This is a genomic window from Caulobacter sp. 1776 (assembly GCF_040545685.1).
Lineage (GTDB): Bacteria > Pseudomonadota > Alphaproteobacteria > Caulobacterales > Caulobacteraceae > Caulobacter.
In genome coordinates this window covers 405271-420147 of sequence record NZ_JBEPMI010000007.1, presented here as the reverse complement: position 1 = coordinate 420147, position 14877 = coordinate 405271, and the positions used below count along the sequence as shown (strand labels likewise).

The following is a 14877-nucleotide window of genomic DNA, read 5'->3' as shown; positions in this document are numbered from 1 at the left end:
ATTCTCGATTTGAGGAGAAGTACCACTGGACGGTGGCGCGAATGACGGGGCTCGAACCCGCGACCTCCGGCGTGACAGGCCGGCGCTCTAACCAACTGAGCTACATCCGCGTCGTGCGCCAAGGCGCGACGGTCGTCCGTAGACCGAGAGGGGGAGGCTACCACCTTTGAAGGGGTGGCGCGAATGACGGGGCTCGAACCCGCGACCTCCGGCGTGACAGGCCGGCGCTCTAACCAACTGAGCTACATCCGCATACCCTTCGCCGAAGCGAAAGTGCGACCCGCCGATCGGCGAGGGGCGTCTGATATGTCGGGCGAAGACTCGTGTCAACGGACATCTCGAAGAAGCGACGAATAGCCCGCCAGGCATGGCCCGTTTCGTTCTCGCCAGACCAAATGCAGTCGCTGGACTGGCCTCGCCAAGCAAAGGTGTGGTGGTCCGTCCGCGACAGATCGCCGTTCTCGGGAACAGGTCTAGTTGCGATCGTTTCTCAATGTGTTCCGGGGTGTTTGAAGCGGCTGCGACAGTGGGCTACAACCCGCTCGATTCAAGCCAAGGGCTGTCATGACCGCCTTCCTTCTCCAGTATCTGCCGATCGTGATCTTTCTCGGGATCGCGGCGGCCATCGGCATCGTCTTCTTGCTGGCCGCCGCCGTGCTCGCGCCGAAGGCGCCGGACCCGGAAAAGCTGTCCGCGTACGAATGCGGCTTCAACGCTTTCGACGACGCGCGCATGAAGTTCGACGTCCGGTTCTACCTGGTGTCGATCCTGTTCATCATCTTCGACCTGGAAGTCGCGTTCCTGTTCCCCTGGGCGGTCACGCTGATGAAGCTGCCGCACGATGTGGCGCAGTTCGCCTTCTGGTCGATGATGGCCTTCCTGGGCGTCCTGACCGTCGGCTTTGTCTATGAATGGAAGAAGGGCGCCCTCGAATGGGAGTGATCGTTCCCGCCAATTCGTCTTCGGTCCCGGCGTTGTCTGGCGGCCGTTCGACGGTCGAGGGCTATGACCCCAAGCTGCATGACCCGTTCTTCGACGGCGTCTCGCAGCAACTGGCCGACAAGGGCTTCATCACCGCGGCCGCCGACGACCTGATCACCTGGGCCCGCACCGGCTCGCTGATGTGGATGACGTTCGGCCTGGCGTGTTGCGCCGTCGAAATGATGCACTCGGCCATGCCGCGGTACGACCTGGAGCGCTACGGTTTCGCGCCGCGCGCCAGCCCGCGTCAGTCGGACGTCATGATCGTCGCCGGCACCCTGACCAACAAGATGGCCCCGGCCTTGCGCAAGGTCTACGACCAGATGCCGGAGCCCCGCTACGTCATCTCGATGGGCAGCTGCGCGAACGGCGGCGGCTATTACTATTACAGCTACAGCGTCGTGCGCGGCTGCGACCGGATCGTGCCGATCGACATCTATGTGCCGGGCTGCCCGCCCACGGCCGAGGCGCTGGTCTACGGCGTGCTGCAGCTGCAGAAGAAGATCCGTCGCACGGGGACGATCGAGCGATGAGCCAAGACCTCGAAGCCCTGGGCCAGGCGATCGTCGCCAACTCGGCCGGCGCGATCTCGACCTATCGCGTGGCGTTCGGCGAGCTGACCTTGAACGGCTCGGCGCCGCGCATCGTCCAGGCGCTGACCTTCCTACGCGACCATCCCGACTATCGCTTCCATCAGTTGGTGGACCTGACGGCGGTCGACTACCCCGAGCGCGCCGCGCGCTTCGACGTGGTCTACCACCTGCTGTCGATGGTGAAGAACACCCGCGTCCGTCTGAAGATCCAGACCGATGAAGACACCGCGGTGCCCAGCGCCACGCCGGTGTTCCCGGTCGCCGACTGGTTCGAGCGCGAGGCGTTCGACATGTACGGCGTCTTCTTCGAAGGCCATCCGGACCTGCGCCGGATCCTGACCGACTACGGCTTCCACGGCCATCCGCTGCGGAAGGACTTCCCCATGACGGGCTATGTGGAAGTGCGCTACGACGACGAGCTCAAGCGCGTCGTCTACGAACCCGTCAAGATTACCGAGTTCCGCGCCTTCGACTTCCTCTCTCCGTGGGAGGGCGCCAAGTACGCCCTGCCGGGCGACGAAAAGGCCGAGAAGCGCGCAGGGGACGCCTAACATGACCGGCACGAACTCGCCCGCCGCGGCGACCGACTTCTTCCGTGACGCACCGACGACTCCGGCCATCCCGGAAACCCCCGTCCGCAAGTTCAACATCAACTTCGGCCCGCAACACCCGGCCGCGCACGGCGTGCTGCGTCTGGTGCTGGAGCTGGACGGCGAAATCGTCGAACGTGTCGATCCGCACATCGGCCTGCTGCATCGCGGCACCGAGAAGCTGATGGAAGCGCGCACCTATCTGCAGAACATCCCGTACTTCGACCGCCTCGACTATGTGGCGCCGATGAACCAGGAGCATGCGTTCTGCCTGGCCATCGAGAAGCTGCTGGGCGTCGAAGTGCCCAAGCGTGGCCAGATCGTGCGCGTGCTGTTCTGCGAGATCGGCCGGATCCTCAATCACCTGCTGAACGTGACGACCCAGGCCATGGACGTCGGCGCCCTGACGCCACCGCTCTGGGGCTTCGAGGAGCGCGAGAAGCTGATGGTGTTCTACGAGCGCGCCTGCGGCGCTCGCCTGCACGCCAATTATTTCCGTCCCGGCGGCGTCCACCAGGACCTGACCCCGAGCCTGATCGACGACATCGAGACCTGGGCGAAGGCCTTCCCGAAGATCTGCGACGACATCGAAGGTCTGATCACCGACAACCGCATCTTCAAGCAGCGTAACGTCGATATCGGCGTCGTGAGCAAGGAAGACGCCTGGGCGTGGGGCTTCTCGGGGGTGATGGTGCGCGGTTCGGGCATCGCCTGGGACTTGCGCCGCAACCAGCCGTACGAGAACTACAACGAGTTCGAGTTCGACATCCCGCTGGGCAAGAACGGCGACTGCTACGACCGCTATCTCTGCCGAATGCAGGAGATGCGCGAGTCGACGAAGATCATCCTGCAGGCCGTCGCCATGCTGCGCGCCACGCCGGGCCCGGTGCTGACCGAGGACAACAAGGTCAGCCCGCCGCGCCGCGCTGAGATGAAGCGTTCGATGGAAGCCCTGATCCACCACTTCAAGCTCTACACCGAGGGCTTCAAGACGCCGGAAGGCGAGGTCTACGCGGCCGTCGAGGCGCCTAAGGGCGAGTTCGGCGTCTACGTCGTCAGCGACGGCACCAACAAGCCGTATCGCTGCAAGATCAAGGCCCCGGGCTTCTCGCACCTGGCGGCGATGGACTGGATGAACCGCGGCCACCAGCTGGCCGACGTCTCGGCCATCCTGGGCTCGCTCGATATCGTGTTCGGCGAGGTCGACCGGTGAGTCTGGAAGCCATCGCCCAGGCGCAACTGGACGCCTACAACGCTCAGGACCTGGACGCCCACTGCGCCCACTTCGCCGATGACGTGGTCGTCAGCGGCTTGAACGGCGAGGTGGCGCGTACCGGTATCGAAGCCTATCGGGCCTGGTACGAGGCCGCCTTCGCGCAGTTCCCGAAGAACAAGGCCCAGCTGCTGAACCGCATCGTGGTCGGCTCGAACGTGATCGATCACGAGCGCGTCGACCGCGGCAACGGCGACCCGGTATTCGAAGTCGCCGCCATCTACACTTTCAAAGGCGACAAGATCGCCCGCGTGGATTTCGCCCGATGAGCGTACGTCGTCTCGCCAAGGAACAGCCCGCCAGCTTCGCCTTCTCGAAGGACAGCCAGGCCAAGGCCGACTGGTGGAAAGCCAAGTATCCCGCCGCCCGCAAGCAGTCGGCGGTGATCCCGATGCTGTGGCTGGCCCAGAAGCAGGAAGGCTGGGTCTCCGAGCCGGCGATCCAGGAGATCGCCAAGCAGCTCGAGATGCCGGTCATCCGCGTGCTGGAAGTGGCCACCTTCTACGTGATGTTCCAGCTGCAGCCGGTCGGTAAGGTCGCCTTCGTGCAGCTGTGCGGCACCACGCCATGCCAGCTGCGCGGCGCGCTTGACCTGAAGGCGGTGCTGAAGGCGAAGATCGGCGACGCAAACCACGTCTCGGCCGACGGCAAGTTCAGCTGGGAAGAGGTCGAGTGCCTGGGCGCGTGCTGCAACGCCCCGATGGCCGCGATCAACGATTACTATTACGAGGACCTGACGCCGGAGAGCCTGGCCCAGATCCTGGACGACTTCGCCGCCGGCAAGTCGCCCAAGCCGGGCAGCTACGAGGGGCGCGGGGCGTCGGAGCCGAAGGGCGCGATCCACACCCTGACCGATCCGAAGCTGTACGACGGCTCGTACGCCAAGAAGATCAAAATCCCGAACCTGCCCGAGAAGCCGAAGGCTACGAAGACGAAGCCGGAACCGACCGCCTAACATGACCGCCGACGCCGCCCTGCAAAAGAAGCGCCTGACCGCGATGCTCGCCATCGACGCGGTCTGCTTCGTGCTGGCCGGCGTGGCGATCTATGCCGCGGTGTCGCTGGGTCTGGGGTGGGCCAAGCCGGTCTTTATCCTGGCCATCGCCGCGGGCGTGGCCGCGCAGATCTGGTTCATTTTGGGCTGGATGCGCGCGACCAAGGGGGAGGGGGCCGCGTCATGATCGACGACAGCGCCCTCAACATGCGCCGCGCGGCCTATGCCGACACCATCCGGGGCCTGTATCGCCGTGAACGCGGCGTGGGCTTCGTGGCGTGCCTGGTGGGCGCGATCCTGTTGATCTGGGGTCGCACCGTCGAAGGCGCGCCGTTCTGGGCGGTCGTCGCCGGCCTCGTCACGATCGGCGTGGGCTGGCTGCTTTTCGCCTATGTCATCATTCGTCGGACGCGCTATGTGCGCGCCCATCCATTCGATCCGCAAAGCTGAGTCATGGTCGGTATCCTCGAAGACAAGGACCGCATCTTCACCAACCTCTACGGCCTCCACGACTGGGGCCTCGAGGGCGCGAAGAAGCGCGGCTGCTGGAATGGCACCAAGGACATCCTGGACGCCGGGCGCGACTGGATCATCGACAACATGAAGAACTCCGGCCTGCGCGGCCGGGGCGGCGCGGGCTTCGGCACCGGCCTGAAGTGGTCGTTCATGCCCAAGGAAGTGAAGGACGGTCGTCCTCACTACCTGGTGGTCAACGCCGACGAATCCGAGCCGGGCACCTGCAAGGACCGGGAGATCATGCGGCATGACCCGCACCTCCTGATCGAAGGCTGCCTGATCGCCTCGCGCGCCATGCTGGCCCACGCCTGCTACATCTACATCCGCGGTGAATACGTCCGCGAGCGCGAAGTCCTGGAAGAAGCCATCAAGCAGGCCTACGAGGCCAAGCTGATCGGCAAGAACAACGTCCACGGCTGGGATTTCGACCTCTACGTCCACCACGGCGCCGGCGCCTATATCTGCGGCGAAGAGACGGCCCTGCTGGAAAGCCTGGAAGGCAAGAAGGGCCAGCCGCGCCTGAAGCCGCCGTTCCCGGCGGGCGCGGGCCTCTACGGCATGCCGACCACGGTCAACAACGTCGAGAGCATCGCCGTCGCGGGCACGATCCTGCGCCGCGGCGCGGCCTGGTTCGCCGGCTTCGGCCGTCCGAACAACGCCGGCACCAAGCTGTTCTGCGTCTCGGGCCACGTGAACCTGCCCTGCAACGTCGAAGAAGCCATGAGCATCCCCTTCCGTCAGCTGATGGAAGACCACTGCGGCGGCATCCGCGGCGGCTGGGGCAATCTGAAGGCCGTCATCCCGGGCGGCTCGTCGGTGCCGATGATCCCGGCCGAGCAGTGCGAAGACCTGCCGATGGACTTCGACGCCCTGCGGAACCTGAAGTCGGGTCTCGGCACGGCCGCTGTCATCGTGATGGACAAGTCGACCGACCTGGTCCGCGCCATCGCCCGCCTGAGCTACTTCTACAAGCACGAGAGCTGCGGCCAGTGCACGCCCTGCCGCGAAGGCACCGGCTGGATGTGGCGCGTCATGGAGCGCATGGCGACCGGCGAGGCCGATCCGAAGGAGATCGACACCCTGCTGGACGTCACGACCCAGGTCGAGGGTCACACCATCTGCGCCCTGGGCGATGCGGCCGCCTGGCCGATCCAGGGCCTGTTCCGCCACTTCCGCCACGAGGTGGAGGAGCGGATCGCTTCCTATCGTAGCGGTCGCCTGCACGTGCAGGGCGCCAAGCTGATCGCGGCGGAGTAACAAGAATGGCTATCGCCAAGGTCAACGGCGTCGAAGTCGAGTTCGAGCCCGGCATGACGGTTCTGCAGGTCGCGGAACTGGCCGGGGAGGAGATCCCGCGCTTCTGCTATCACGAGCGTCTATCCATCGCCGGCAACTGCCGCATGTGCCTGGTCGAGGTGAAGCCCGGCCCGCCGAAGCCGCAGGCCTCGTGCGCCCTGCCGGCCGCCGAGGGCCAGGAGATCTTCACCAAGACCCCGATGGTCAAGAAGGCGCGCGAAGGGGTGATGGAGTTCCTGCTCATCAACCACCCGCTGGATTGCCCGATCTGCGACCAGGGTGGCGAGTGCGACCTGCAGGACCAGGCGGTCGGCTACGGCCGCGACGACAGCCGCTACGAAGAGAACAAGCGCGCGGTCGAAGAAAAGGCCATGGGCCCGCTCATCAAGACCGTGATGACGCGCTGCATCCAGTGCACCCGCTGCGTCCGCTTCATCACCGAAGTCGCCGGCTCGCCGGAGATCGGCCTGATCTCTCGCGGCGAAGACGTTGAAATCACGACCTATCTGGGTGCGGCGGTGACGTCCGAGCTCAGCGCCAACGTGATCGACCTTTGCCCGGTCGGCGCCTTGACCTCCAAGCCCTACGCCTTCGAAGCCCGCCCGTGGGAACTGAAGAAGACCGAGAGCGTCGACGTCATGGACGCCCTGGGCTCGTCGATCCGGGTCGACAGCCGCGCCGCCGCCGTGCTGCGCGTGCTGCCGCGTGTCAACGACGACGTCAACGAAGAGTGGATCTCGGACAAGACCCGCTACGCGGTCGACGGCCTGGGCCGTCAACGTCTGGATCGTCCGTACGTTCGTGTCGGCGGTAAGTTGCAGCCGGCGACCTGGGCGCAAGCCTTCGCCGCTATCGCCGCGAAGATCCAGACGACCGCGCCGGATCGCATTGGCGTCATCGCCGGCGATCTGCAGGACGCCGAGAGCCTGAAGGCCACCAAGGACCTCTTCACCGCCCTGGGCGTGAAGAACCTCGACAGCCGCCAGGACGGGACGGCGCTGGGCGTCGGTCCGCGCGAAAGCTGGCTGTTCAATTCGACCTTGGCCGGCATCGAGAACGCCGACGTCGTGCTGTTCGTCGGTACGAACCCCCGCCTCGAGGCGCCGGTGCTCAACGCTCGCTTCCGCAAGCAGTGGATCGCCGGCAAGACCCGCTTCGGCGTCATCGGCGAGCAAGCCGACCTGACGTTCGACTACGACTACCTGGGCGCCGGCGCCAAGACCTTGTCGGGTCTGGCCAAGAGCAAAGGCGACTTCGTCGACGCGCTGAAGGCCGCCGAGCGTCCCGCGATCATCGTTGGTCAGGGCGCCCTGGCTCGCGCCGACGGCGCGGCGATCCTCAAGGCCGCCGCCGGCCTGGCCAAGACCATGAAGGTCGTGCGCGACGGCTGGAACGGCTGGAACGTCCTGCACACCGCCGCCGCCCGCGTGGCCGGCCTCGACATGGGCTTCGTCCCGACCGACGGCGGTCTGGCCACGGCCGACATGCTGAAGCCCGGCGCCGTCGATGTCCTGTTCCTGCTGGGCGCCGACGAATGCGAGGCCTCGGCCTCGAGCGCGTTCAAGATCTATCTCGGCACGCACGGCGACGCCGGCGCGCACAAGGCCGACGTGATCCTGCCGGGCGCGGCCTATACCGAGAAGAACGGGCTTTATGTGAACACCGAAGGCCGCGTCCAACAGGGCAGGCGGGCCGTGTTCCCGAAGGGCGAAGCCAAGGAAGATTGGTCGATCCTGCGAGCGCTTTCCGAAGTGCTGGGCCACAAGCTGCCGTACGACAGCCTGGACCAGCTGCGCGCCAAGCTGTTCGCCGACCATCCGACCTTCGGCCAGATCGACTACGCGCCGGGCTCGATCCCGACCGTGTTCGATGTCGGTGCGCTGGGCGCCGCCGGCGAGGTCTCGGACGCGCCGTTCGAGAGCCCGATCAAGGCCTTCCACCTGACCAACCCCGTCGCGCGCGCCAGCGTGACCATGGCCGAATGCGCGGCCGTGGCCTCCGGCGCCGCCAAGATCGCCGCGGAGTAAATCGTGGACTCGAACTCTCCGCTTCTCTGGTTCGGCCTGACGACCGGCGGCATCCTGCTGGTCGTGATCTGGGTTCTGTTGAGCCTGGCCTTCCTGCTGCTGGCCGACCGCAAGATCTGGGCCGGCGTTCAGATGCGCAAAGGGCCCAACGTCGTTGGTCCCTTCGGTTTGCTGCAGTCCTTCGCCGACTTCTTCAAGTTCGTGCTGAAGGAGATCGTGATCCCGGCCGGCGCCGACAAGATCATCTTCATCCTGGCCCCGCTGATCAGCCTCGTCCTTGGCTTCGTCGGCTGGGCCGTGGTGCCGTTCGCGCCGGGCTGGGTCGTCTCCAACCTGAACGTCGGCATCCTCTACCTGCTGGCGATGAGCTCGCTGGGCGTCTACGGCATCATCATGGGCGGCTGGGCTTCGAACTCGAAGTATCCGTTCCTTGGAGCTCTTCGTTCAGCGGCGCAGATGGTGTCGTACGAAGTCTCGATCGGCCTGATCATCATCACGGTGATCCTGCTGGCCGGCTCGATGAACCTTTCGACCATCGTCGAGAAGCAGACGGGCTGGTTCTGGAACTGGAACGTGTTCGGCGGCGGCCTCAAGAACATCGTCCTCATCCCGGTGATGGTCGTGGCCATGGGCATGTTCTACATCTCGGCCCTGGCCGAGACGAACCGCCCGCCGTTCGATCTGCCCGAAGCCGAATCCGAGCTCGTGGCCGGTTACCAGGTCGAGTACAGCTCGACTCCGTACCTGCTGTTCATGGTGGCCGAGTATTCGAACATCGTCCTGATGTGCGCCATGATCAGCGTGCTGTTCTTCGGCGGTTGGAACCCCGGTTTCCCGACCGACTTCCTCAAGAGCTGGGGCTGGTGGGGCAATCTGTTCCTGGCTCTGGTGTTCTACGCGAAGATCGTCTTCTGGTTCTTCATGTTCGCCATGGCGAAGGCCATCGTGCCTCGCTACCGCTACGATCAGCTGATGCGCCTGGGTTGGAAGGTGTTCCTGCCGACCTCGCTGGTGCTGGTCGCCGCGGTCGCCGGCTGGCGCGTGTTCGGTCCGGGGGCCTGATGCGCCGGATCGCTCTCTTCGCTCTGGGGCTGACCGGCCTGGCCCTGACGGCTTGCGCCGTCGCGGCGCAGGACCGGTCCTATTCCCTGGGCGACGGGATCGTCAGCTACGACGATCTCCGGCGCGAGGGCGATAAGTGCAAGGCCTCGGGTGGGACGATCCGGGCAAAGCAGGACGGGGGAGATCCCGCCCAGCTGTCGAACTACACCTGCGTCATTCCCCGAGCCGGGAAATGAAGCGGGCTCTCCTGGGGATCGCGGCGGTTGGCCTGTTGGCCGGCTGTGGTTCTTGGGGACGGAATGTTCAGCATCCGCCGCAGCGGACGCTCGAGGACCAGGTCGAGGCGCGCCGCAAGGAAGACGCCAAGATCAAGAAGTGCGTCCTGGAGCAGCAGGTGCGGCGGCAGCAGAAAGAGCAGGGAAGGTCTGTAAAGCCCTTCCCCAAGGAAACGTGTTAGGAGAGCTCTGGTGTTCCAGCGCATCACTCAAGCGGTCAAGGGCGCGGCCCTTCTGGACTTCGCCGGCGCGTTCGGCCTGGCCATGAAGTACATGCTCGCGCCGAAGAAGACCGTGATCTACCCGAACGAGCGCGGCCCGCAGTCGCCGCGTTTCCGGGGTGAGCACGCTCTGCGACGCTATCCGTCGGGCGAGGAGCGCTGCATCGCATGCAAGCTTTGTGAAGCCATCTGCCCGGCCCAGGCCATCACCATCGAGGCCGAACCGCGGGAGGACGGCAGCCGCCGCACGACCCGCTATGACATCGACATGGTCAAGTGCATCTACTGCGGCCTGTGCCAGGAGGCCTGCCCGGTGGACGCCATCGTGGAAGGTCCGAACATCGAGTTCGCGACCGAGACCCGCGAAGAGCTCTACTACGACAAGGAACGCCTTCTCGATAACGGCGACCGCTGGGAGCGCCTGATCGCGAAGAATCTGGAGTTGGACGCGCCCTACCGTTAAAGACGGGCGCGAATCCGAGTGAGGCGGCGCGTCGTCCGGCGGGCCGCGATTGGACTTTTGTTTTCAGGGGAGCACCTGGGCCAATGGCCTTGCAGGCGATCGCTTTCTATCTGCTGGCTTTCACGACCATCGCGGCGGGCTTGCTCGTCGTGTCGGCGCGGAATCCCGTGCACTCGGTGCTCTTCCTGATCACCGCCTTCTTCTCGGCCGCCGGCCTCTTCGTCCTCCTGGGCGCGGAGTTCCTGGCGATGCTGCTGATCGTCGTTTACGTGGGCGCGGTCGCGGTGCTGTTCCTGTTCGTCGTCATGATGCTGGACGTGGACTTCGCCGAGCTGCGCCAGGGCTTCGCTCAGTACCTGCCGATCGGCGGCCTGGTCGGCGGCGTCCTGACGCTGGAGATGGTGTTCGTCGCCGCCACGGTCGCGACCAATGGCGCGGCCTCCAAGAACCCGCTGCCGAACGCCTCGCCGGGCGGCGTCCCCAACACCGAAGCGATCGGTCGGGTGCTCTACACCGACTACGTCTTCTTCTTCCAACTGGCGGGCTTGGTGCTGCTGGTCGCCATGATCGGCGCCATCGTGCTCACCCTGCGCCACAAGCCGGGCGTCAAGCGCCAGGACATTGGCAAGCAGATCGCCCGCACCCCCAAGACCGGCATGGAGCTGGTTCAGATCAAACCGGGTGAGGGGATCTCCGAATGATCGGCCTGCCGCACTATCTCGTCGTCGCCGCGATCCTGTTCACGATCGGCGTCTTCGGCATCTTCGTGAACCGCAAGAACATCATCGTCATCCTGATGTCGATCGAGCTGATCCTGCTGGCGGTGAACATCAATCTCGTGGCGTTCTCGGCCTTCCTGCACGATGTGGCGGGGCAGATCTTCGCCATGTTCGTCCTGACCGTCGCCGCCGCCGAGGCGGCCGTGGGCCTGGCCATTCTCGTCACCTTCTTCCGCAACCGCGGCGACATCGCGGTTGACGACGCCAGCATGATGAAGGGCTAAGCGACGTCATGCAGACGCTTGTCACCATTATCCTCTTCGCACCGATCATCGCCGCGGCCATCGCCGGGCTGTTCGGTCGCCGCATCGGCAACGTGGCGTCGCAGTCGGTCACCACCGGCGCGCTGATCCTGGCTTGCGGCCTTAGCTGGTACACGTTCAGCCAGTGGACCTGGGGGCACATGGAGGCCTTCACCGTCCATCTGCTGCCGTTCATCCACATCGGCGACTTCCAGGCCAACTGGTCGATCCGCATCGACGCCCTGTCGGCGACCATGCTGATCGTGGTCACGACGGTATCGGCCCTCGTGCATATCTACTCCTGGGGCTACATGGCCGAGGACGACAGCAAGCCGCGCTTCTTCGCGTACCTGTCGCTGTTCACCTTCGCCATGCTGTCGCTGGTCACCGCCGCCGATTTCATGCAGCTGTTCTTCGGCTGGGAAGGCGTGGGCCTGGCCTCGTATTTGCTGATCGGCTTCTGGTTCAAGAAACCCTCGGCCAGCGCCGCGGCCATCAAGGCCTTCGTTGTCAACCGGGTTGGCGACTTCGGCTTCGCGCTCGGCATCATGACCACCTTCTGGGCGTTCGGCACGATCCAGTTCGCCGAGCTGTTCCCGCAGATCGCGGCGCACGCCGGCAAGACCTGGGTGTTCGCGGGCCACACGTTCCCGCTGATGGATATCGCCTGCTTCCTGCTGTTCATCGGCGCGATGGGCAAGTCGGCGCAGTTCTTCCTGCACACCTGGCTGCCGGACGCCATGGAGGGCCCGACCCCGGTCTCGGCCCTGATCCACGCGGCCACCATGGTCACCGCCGGCGTCTACATGCTGTGCCTGCTGTCGCCGATGTTCGAGTACGCCCCGGTGGCCAAGAACATCGTCACGGTGATCGGCGCGGTGACGGCCCTGTTCGCCGCGACCGTCGGTCTGACCCAGAACGACATCAAGCGCGTGATCGCCTACTCGACCTGTTCGCAGTTGGGCTACATGTTCTTCGCGGCCGGCGTCGGCGCTTATCAGGCGGCGATGTTCCACCTGTTCACCCACGCCTTCTTCAAGGCCCTGCTGTTCCTGGGCGCCGGTTCGGTGATCCATGGCATGCACCACGAGCAGGACATGCGCCGCTACGGCGCCCTGGCCAAGCTGCTGCCGGTGACCTTCATCGCCATGACCATCGGCACGATCGCCATCACGGGCCTCGGCTTCCCGCCGCTGCACCTGGGCTTCGCCGGCTTCTATTCGAAGGACACCATCATCGAGGCGGCCTTCGCCGCCGGCGGCCACAATTCGATCGCCATGTTCGCCTGGGTGATCGGCGTGCTGGTGGCGGGCCTGACCTCGTTCTATTCGTGGCGCCTGGCCTTCTTCACCTTCAACGGCCACGCGCGCTGGGGTCATGCCGACCATCACGCGCACGACGCTCACGGTCATGACGACCACGCCCACGGCGCGGCGCACGAGACCCATGACGAGCCGCTGCCGGACGCCCACGACGATCACGCCCATGGCCACGACCACAAGCCGCACGAAAGCCCGTGGGTGATGCTGTTCCCGCTGGTCGCGCTGTCGATCGGCGCCGTCGCGGCCGGCTTCGTGTTCGTCGACTACTTCGTGGGTCACCACCAGGAAGAGTTCTGGCGCGGCGCGATCTACAACGCCCCGACGAACCACGTGCTGCACCAGGCGCACGAAGTGGCCGAGTGGGTGAAGTGGAGCCCGCTGATCGCCTCGATCATCGGCCTGTTCGTCGCCTTCTACGTCTATATCCTGAAGGAAGGCCTGGGCGCCAAGCTCGCCGCCCGCCAGGGCCCGCTGTACGTCTTCTTCTACAACAAGTGGTTCTTCGACGAGCTCTATGACGCGACCTTCGTGCGCGCCGCCAAGTTCCTCGGCGACCTGTTCTGGAAGGGCGGCGACCAGAAAATCATCGACGGCCTGGGTCCCGATGGCGTCAGCGCGGTCTCGTACGAGGTCGGCAAGCGCACCGGCAAGCTGCAGTCCGGCTATCTCTACCACTACGCGTTTGTCATGCTGCTCGGCGTCGCCGGCCTGCTGACCTTCGCCCTGTACGCTTTCCGTTGAGGGGGACGGAGCTCATGACCGGCCTTCTCAGCCTCACGACCTTCGCGCCCCTGGTGGGCGTCGCGGTGATCCTCGCCGCGCGCGCTTTCAACGGGGCCAGCGAAAAGACCGACACCCTGGCCAAGTGGATCGCCCTAGCGACCACCCTGGTCACCTTCGGCCTGTCGATCGTCCTCACGCTCGAATTCGACCCAAAGAATCCTGGCTTCCAGTTCGTGGAAGACTTCGCCTGGTTCGCGGGCCTGCATTACCGCATGGGCATCGACGGCATCTCGGTGCTGTTCGTCCTGCTCACGGCGTTCCTGCTGCCGATCTGCATCATCGCCAGCTGGAAGTCGGTCGAGAAGCGCGTCGTCGAATATCTGATCGCCTTCCTGGTCCTGGAGACCCTGGTGATCGGCGTGTTCTGCGCGCTGGACCTGATCCTGTTCTACCTCTTCTTCGAGGGCGGCCTGGTTCCGATGTTCCTGATCATCGGCATCTGGGGCGGCAAGCGCCGGGTCTACGCGGCCTACAAGTTCTTCCTCTACACGCTGCTCGGCTCGGTGCTGATGCTGGCGGCCATCCTGGCCATGATCGGCATCGCCCACACCTCGTCGATCCCGGACCTGATGACCTTCAAGTTCGCGCCGTGGCTGCAGACCTGGCTGTGGCTGGCCTTCTTCGCCTCGTTCGCGGTGAAGATGCCGATGTGGCCGGTCCACACCTGGCTGCCCGACGCCCACGTCGAGGCGCCGACGGCCGGTTCGGTCATCCTGGCGGGCATCCTGCTGAAGATGGGCGGTTACGGCTTCATGCGCTTCAGCCTGCCGATGTTCCCCAACGCCTCGGCGCTTTTCCAGCCGCTGGTGTTCGCGATGTCGGTGATCGCCATCGTCTACACCTCGCTGGTCGCCTTCCGTCAGACCGACATCAAGAAGCTGATCGCCTATTCGTCAGTCGCCCACATGGGCTTCGTGACCATGGGCATCTTCTCCGGCAACGCGGCCGGCGAGCAGGGCGCCTTGTTCCAGATGCTGAGCCACGGGGTGATTTCCGGCGCGCTCTTCCTCTGTGTCGGCGTCGTCTATGACCGCATGCATACCCGTGAGATCGCCTTCTATGGCGGCCTGACCAACCGCATGCCGTGGTACGCGGCGACCTTCATGCTGTTCACCATGGGCAATGTCGGCCTGCCGGGCACCTCGGGCTTCGTCGGGGAAATCCTGACCATGACCGGCGCCTACAAGGCCTCGACCTGGACCGCGATCGTCGCCGCCTCGGGCGTGATCTTCTCGGCCATGTACGCCCTGACCCTGTACCGCCGCGTGATGTTCGGCGAGATCACCAACCCGCAACTGGCCACGATCACCGATCTGGACAAGCGCGAGATCCTGATCTTCGCCCCGCTGATCGTGTCGACCCTGGTGCTCGGCATCTATCCGAATTTCGTGTTCAACCTGACCGCGACTTCCGTCGACGCGCTCGTCGGCGCCTGGCGCGCCGCCGTGGGCGGGTGAGGA

18 protein-coding genes and 2 tRNA genes are annotated in these 14877 nt (G+C 65.1%); 18 read left to right on the top strand and 2 right to left on the bottom strand.

The genetic code is table 11. The annotated features are described in order from the left end of the window. Positions 1 to 33 precede the first annotated feature (33 nt). Together ABIC66_RS20520 and ABIC66_RS20515 are read right to left on the bottom strand one after the other, a co-directional pair. A tRNA-Asp gene (locus tag ABIC66_RS20520) sits at positions 34 to 110 on the bottom strand. Between the two features lie 65 nt (positions 111 to 175). Then, positions 176 to 252: transfer RNA gene (locus ABIC66_RS20515), tRNA-Asp, on the bottom strand. A gap of 312 nt (positions 253 to 564) precedes the next feature. Here ABIC66_RS20515 and ABIC66_RS20510 point away from each other — a divergent pair. The 18 genes from ABIC66_RS20510 to ABIC66_RS20425 all read left to right on the top strand — a co-directional run bounded on the left by ABIC66_RS20510 (position 565) and on the right by ABIC66_RS20425 (position 14874). Next, positions 565 to 942, top strand: coding sequence for an NADH-quinone oxidoreductase subunit A (locus ABIC66_RS20510; RefSeq protein ID WP_354072640.1), 378 nt, complete (start codon positions 565 to 567; stop codon positions 940 to 942). After that, positions 912 to 1514 carry a NuoB/complex I 20 kDa subunit family protein gene (locus ABIC66_RS20505; RefSeq protein ID WP_354072638.1) on the top strand — a complete coding sequence of 201 codons (603 nt, stop codon included), beginning with the start codon at positions 912 to 914 and terminating at the stop codon, positions 1512 to 1514. Before ABIC66_RS20510 ends, ABIC66_RS20505 begins: the two co-directional genes overlap by 31 nt. Further along, positions 1511 to 2125: an NADH-quinone oxidoreductase subunit C gene (locus ABIC66_RS20500; protein ID WP_354072637.1), complete on the top strand. Its 615-nt coding sequence runs from the start codon at positions 1511 to 1513 to the stop codon at positions 2123 to 2125. Before ABIC66_RS20505 ends, ABIC66_RS20500 begins: the two co-directional genes overlap by 4 nt. A gap of 1 nt (position 2126) precedes the next feature. Further along, positions 2127 to 3377, top strand: a complete 1251-nt coding sequence (locus ABIC66_RS20495) for an NADH-quinone oxidoreductase subunit D (RefSeq protein WP_354072636.1) — start codon at positions 2127 to 2129, stop codon at positions 3375 to 3377. Then, positions 3374 to 3706 (top strand): nuclear transport factor 2 family protein, encoded by a 333-nt coding sequence (locus tag ABIC66_RS20490; RefSeq protein WP_354072634.1) that lies wholly within the window; start codon positions 3374 to 3376, stop codon positions 3704 to 3706. Before ABIC66_RS20495 ends, ABIC66_RS20490 begins: the two co-directional genes overlap by 4 nt. Then, positions 3703 to 4392: an NADH-quinone oxidoreductase subunit NuoE gene (nuoE, locus tag ABIC66_RS20485; protein ID WP_354072632.1), complete on the top strand. Its 690-nt coding sequence runs from the start codon at positions 3703 to 3705 to the stop codon at positions 4390 to 4392. The genes ABIC66_RS20490 and nuoE overlap by 4 nt, the downstream gene beginning before the upstream one ends. A gap of 1 nt (position 4393) precedes the next feature. Continuing rightward, the gene (locus ABIC66_RS20480; protein WP_354072631.1) at positions 4394 to 4618 is read left to right on the top strand and encodes a hypothetical protein; all 225 of its coding nucleotides are present in this window, start codon (positions 4394 to 4396) and stop codon (positions 4616 to 4618) included. Beyond that, positions 4615 to 4881 (top strand): hypothetical protein, encoded by a 267-nt coding sequence (locus ABIC66_RS20475; RefSeq protein WP_354072629.1) that lies wholly within the window; start codon positions 4615 to 4617, stop codon positions 4879 to 4881. Before ABIC66_RS20480 ends, ABIC66_RS20475 begins: the two co-directional genes overlap by 4 nt. A gap of 3 nt (positions 4882 to 4884) precedes the next feature. Further along, on the top strand, positions 4885 to 6204 hold the full coding sequence (gene nuoF / locus ABIC66_RS20470) for an NADH-quinone oxidoreductase subunit NuoF (protein ID WP_125158561.1): 1320 nt from the start codon (positions 4885 to 4887) through the stop codon (positions 6202 to 6204). 5 nt (positions 6205 to 6209) lie between these two features. Next, a complete protein-coding gene (gene nuoG, locus ABIC66_RS20465) occupies positions 6210 to 8270 on the top strand; it encodes an NADH-quinone oxidoreductase subunit NuoG (RefSeq protein ID WP_354072627.1) in 2061 nt (686 codons plus the stop codon). Between the two features lie 3 nt (positions 8271 to 8273). Beyond that, the gene (nuoH, locus tag ABIC66_RS20460; protein ID WP_502910380.1) at positions 8274 to 9332 is read left to right on the top strand and encodes an NADH-quinone oxidoreductase subunit NuoH; all 1059 of its coding nucleotides are present in this window, start codon (positions 8274 to 8276) and stop codon (positions 9330 to 9332) included. Beyond that, positions 9332 to 9568, top strand: a complete 237-nt coding sequence (locus ABIC66_RS20455; protein ID WP_354072625.1) for a hypothetical protein — start codon at positions 9332 to 9334, stop codon at positions 9566 to 9568. Before nuoH ends, ABIC66_RS20455 begins: the two co-directional genes overlap by 1 nt. Continuing rightward, the gene (locus tag ABIC66_RS20450) at positions 9565 to 9789 is read left to right on the top strand and encodes a hypothetical protein (protein ID WP_354072623.1); all 225 of its coding nucleotides are present in this window, start codon (positions 9565 to 9567) and stop codon (positions 9787 to 9789) included. Before ABIC66_RS20455 ends, ABIC66_RS20450 begins: the two co-directional genes overlap by 4 nt. Before the next feature lie 10 nt (positions 9790 to 9799). Then, positions 9800 to 10291, top strand: a complete 492-nt coding sequence (nuoI, locus tag ABIC66_RS20445; protein ID WP_354072622.1) for an NADH-quinone oxidoreductase subunit NuoI — start codon at positions 9800 to 9802, stop codon at positions 10289 to 10291. Positions 10292 to 10374: 83 nt separating this feature from the next. Beyond that, positions 10375 to 10992: an NADH-quinone oxidoreductase subunit J gene (locus tag ABIC66_RS20440; RefSeq protein ID WP_354072620.1), complete on the top strand. Its 618-nt coding sequence runs from the start codon at positions 10375 to 10377 to the stop codon at positions 10990 to 10992. After that, complete coding sequence (gene nuoK, locus ABIC66_RS20435; protein WP_172271469.1) at positions 10989 to 11294, top strand: NADH-quinone oxidoreductase subunit NuoK; 306 nt, start codon at positions 10989 to 10991, stop codon at positions 11292 to 11294. The genes ABIC66_RS20440 and nuoK overlap by 4 nt, the downstream gene beginning before the upstream one ends. Positions 11295 to 11302: 8 nt before the next feature. After that, positions 11303 to 13375 (top strand): NADH-quinone oxidoreductase subunit L, encoded by a 2073-nt coding sequence (gene nuoL / locus ABIC66_RS20430; RefSeq protein ID WP_354072618.1) that lies wholly within the window; start codon positions 11303 to 11305, stop codon positions 13373 to 13375. Continuing rightward, positions 13372 to 14874, top strand: a complete 1503-nt coding sequence (locus ABIC66_RS20425; RefSeq protein WP_354072617.1) for an NADH-quinone oxidoreductase subunit M — start codon at positions 13372 to 13374, stop codon at positions 14872 to 14874. The genes nuoL and ABIC66_RS20425 overlap by 4 nt, the downstream gene beginning before the upstream one ends. The last annotated feature ends 3 nt before the right edge of the window (positions 14875 to 14877 follow it).

What these genes read in the sequence shown, in the direction of transcription:
- ABIC66_RS20510 (WP_354072640.1), top strand. Translation starts at nt 565, where the DNA reads ATGACCGCCTTCCTTCTCCAGTATCTGCCGATCGTGATCTTTCTCGGG.
- ABIC66_RS20505 (WP_354072638.1), top strand. Translation starts at nt 912, where the DNA reads ATGGAAGAAGGGCGCCCTCGAATGGGAGTGATCGTTCCCGCCAATTCG.
- ABIC66_RS20500 (WP_354072637.1), top strand. Translation starts at nt 1,511, where the DNA reads ATGAGCCAAGACCTCGAAGCCCTGGGCCAGGCGATCGTCGCCAACTCG.
- ABIC66_RS20495 (WP_354072636.1), top strand. Translation starts at nt 2,127, where the DNA reads ATGACCGGCACGAACTCGCCCGCCGCGGCGACCGACTTCTTCCGTGAC.
- nuoE (WP_354072632.1), top strand. Translation starts at nt 3,703, where the DNA reads ATGAGCGTACGTCGTCTCGCCAAGGAACAGCCCGCCAGCTTCGCCTTC.
- ABIC66_RS20480 (WP_354072631.1), top strand. Translation starts at nt 4,394, where the DNA reads ATGACCGCCGACGCCGCCCTGCAAAAGAAGCGCCTGACCGCGATGCTC.
- ABIC66_RS20475 (WP_354072629.1), top strand. Translation starts at nt 4,615, where the DNA reads ATGATCGACGACAGCGCCCTCAACATGCGCCGCGCGGCCTATGCCGAC.
- nuoF (WP_125158561.1), top strand. Translation starts at nt 4,885, where the DNA reads ATGGTCGGTATCCTCGAAGACAAGGACCGCATCTTCACCAACCTCTAC.
- nuoG (WP_354072627.1), top strand. Translation starts at nt 6,210, where the DNA reads ATGGCTATCGCCAAGGTCAACGGCGTCGAAGTCGAGTTCGAGCCCGGC.
- ABIC66_RS20455 (WP_354072625.1), top strand. Translation starts at nt 9,332, where the DNA reads ATGCGCCGGATCGCTCTCTTCGCTCTGGGGCTGACCGGCCTGGCCCTG.
- ABIC66_RS20450 (WP_354072623.1), top strand. Translation starts at nt 9,565, where the DNA reads ATGAAGCGGGCTCTCCTGGGGATCGCGGCGGTTGGCCTGTTGGCCGGC.
- ABIC66_RS20440 (WP_354072620.1), top strand. Translation starts at nt 10,375, where the DNA reads ATGGCCTTGCAGGCGATCGCTTTCTATCTGCTGGCTTTCACGACCATC.
- nuoK (WP_172271469.1), top strand. Translation starts at nt 10,989, where the DNA reads ATGATCGGCCTGCCGCACTATCTCGTCGTCGCCGCGATCCTGTTCACG.
- nuoL (WP_354072618.1), top strand. Translation starts at nt 11,303, where the DNA reads ATGCAGACGCTTGTCACCATTATCCTCTTCGCACCGATCATCGCCGCG.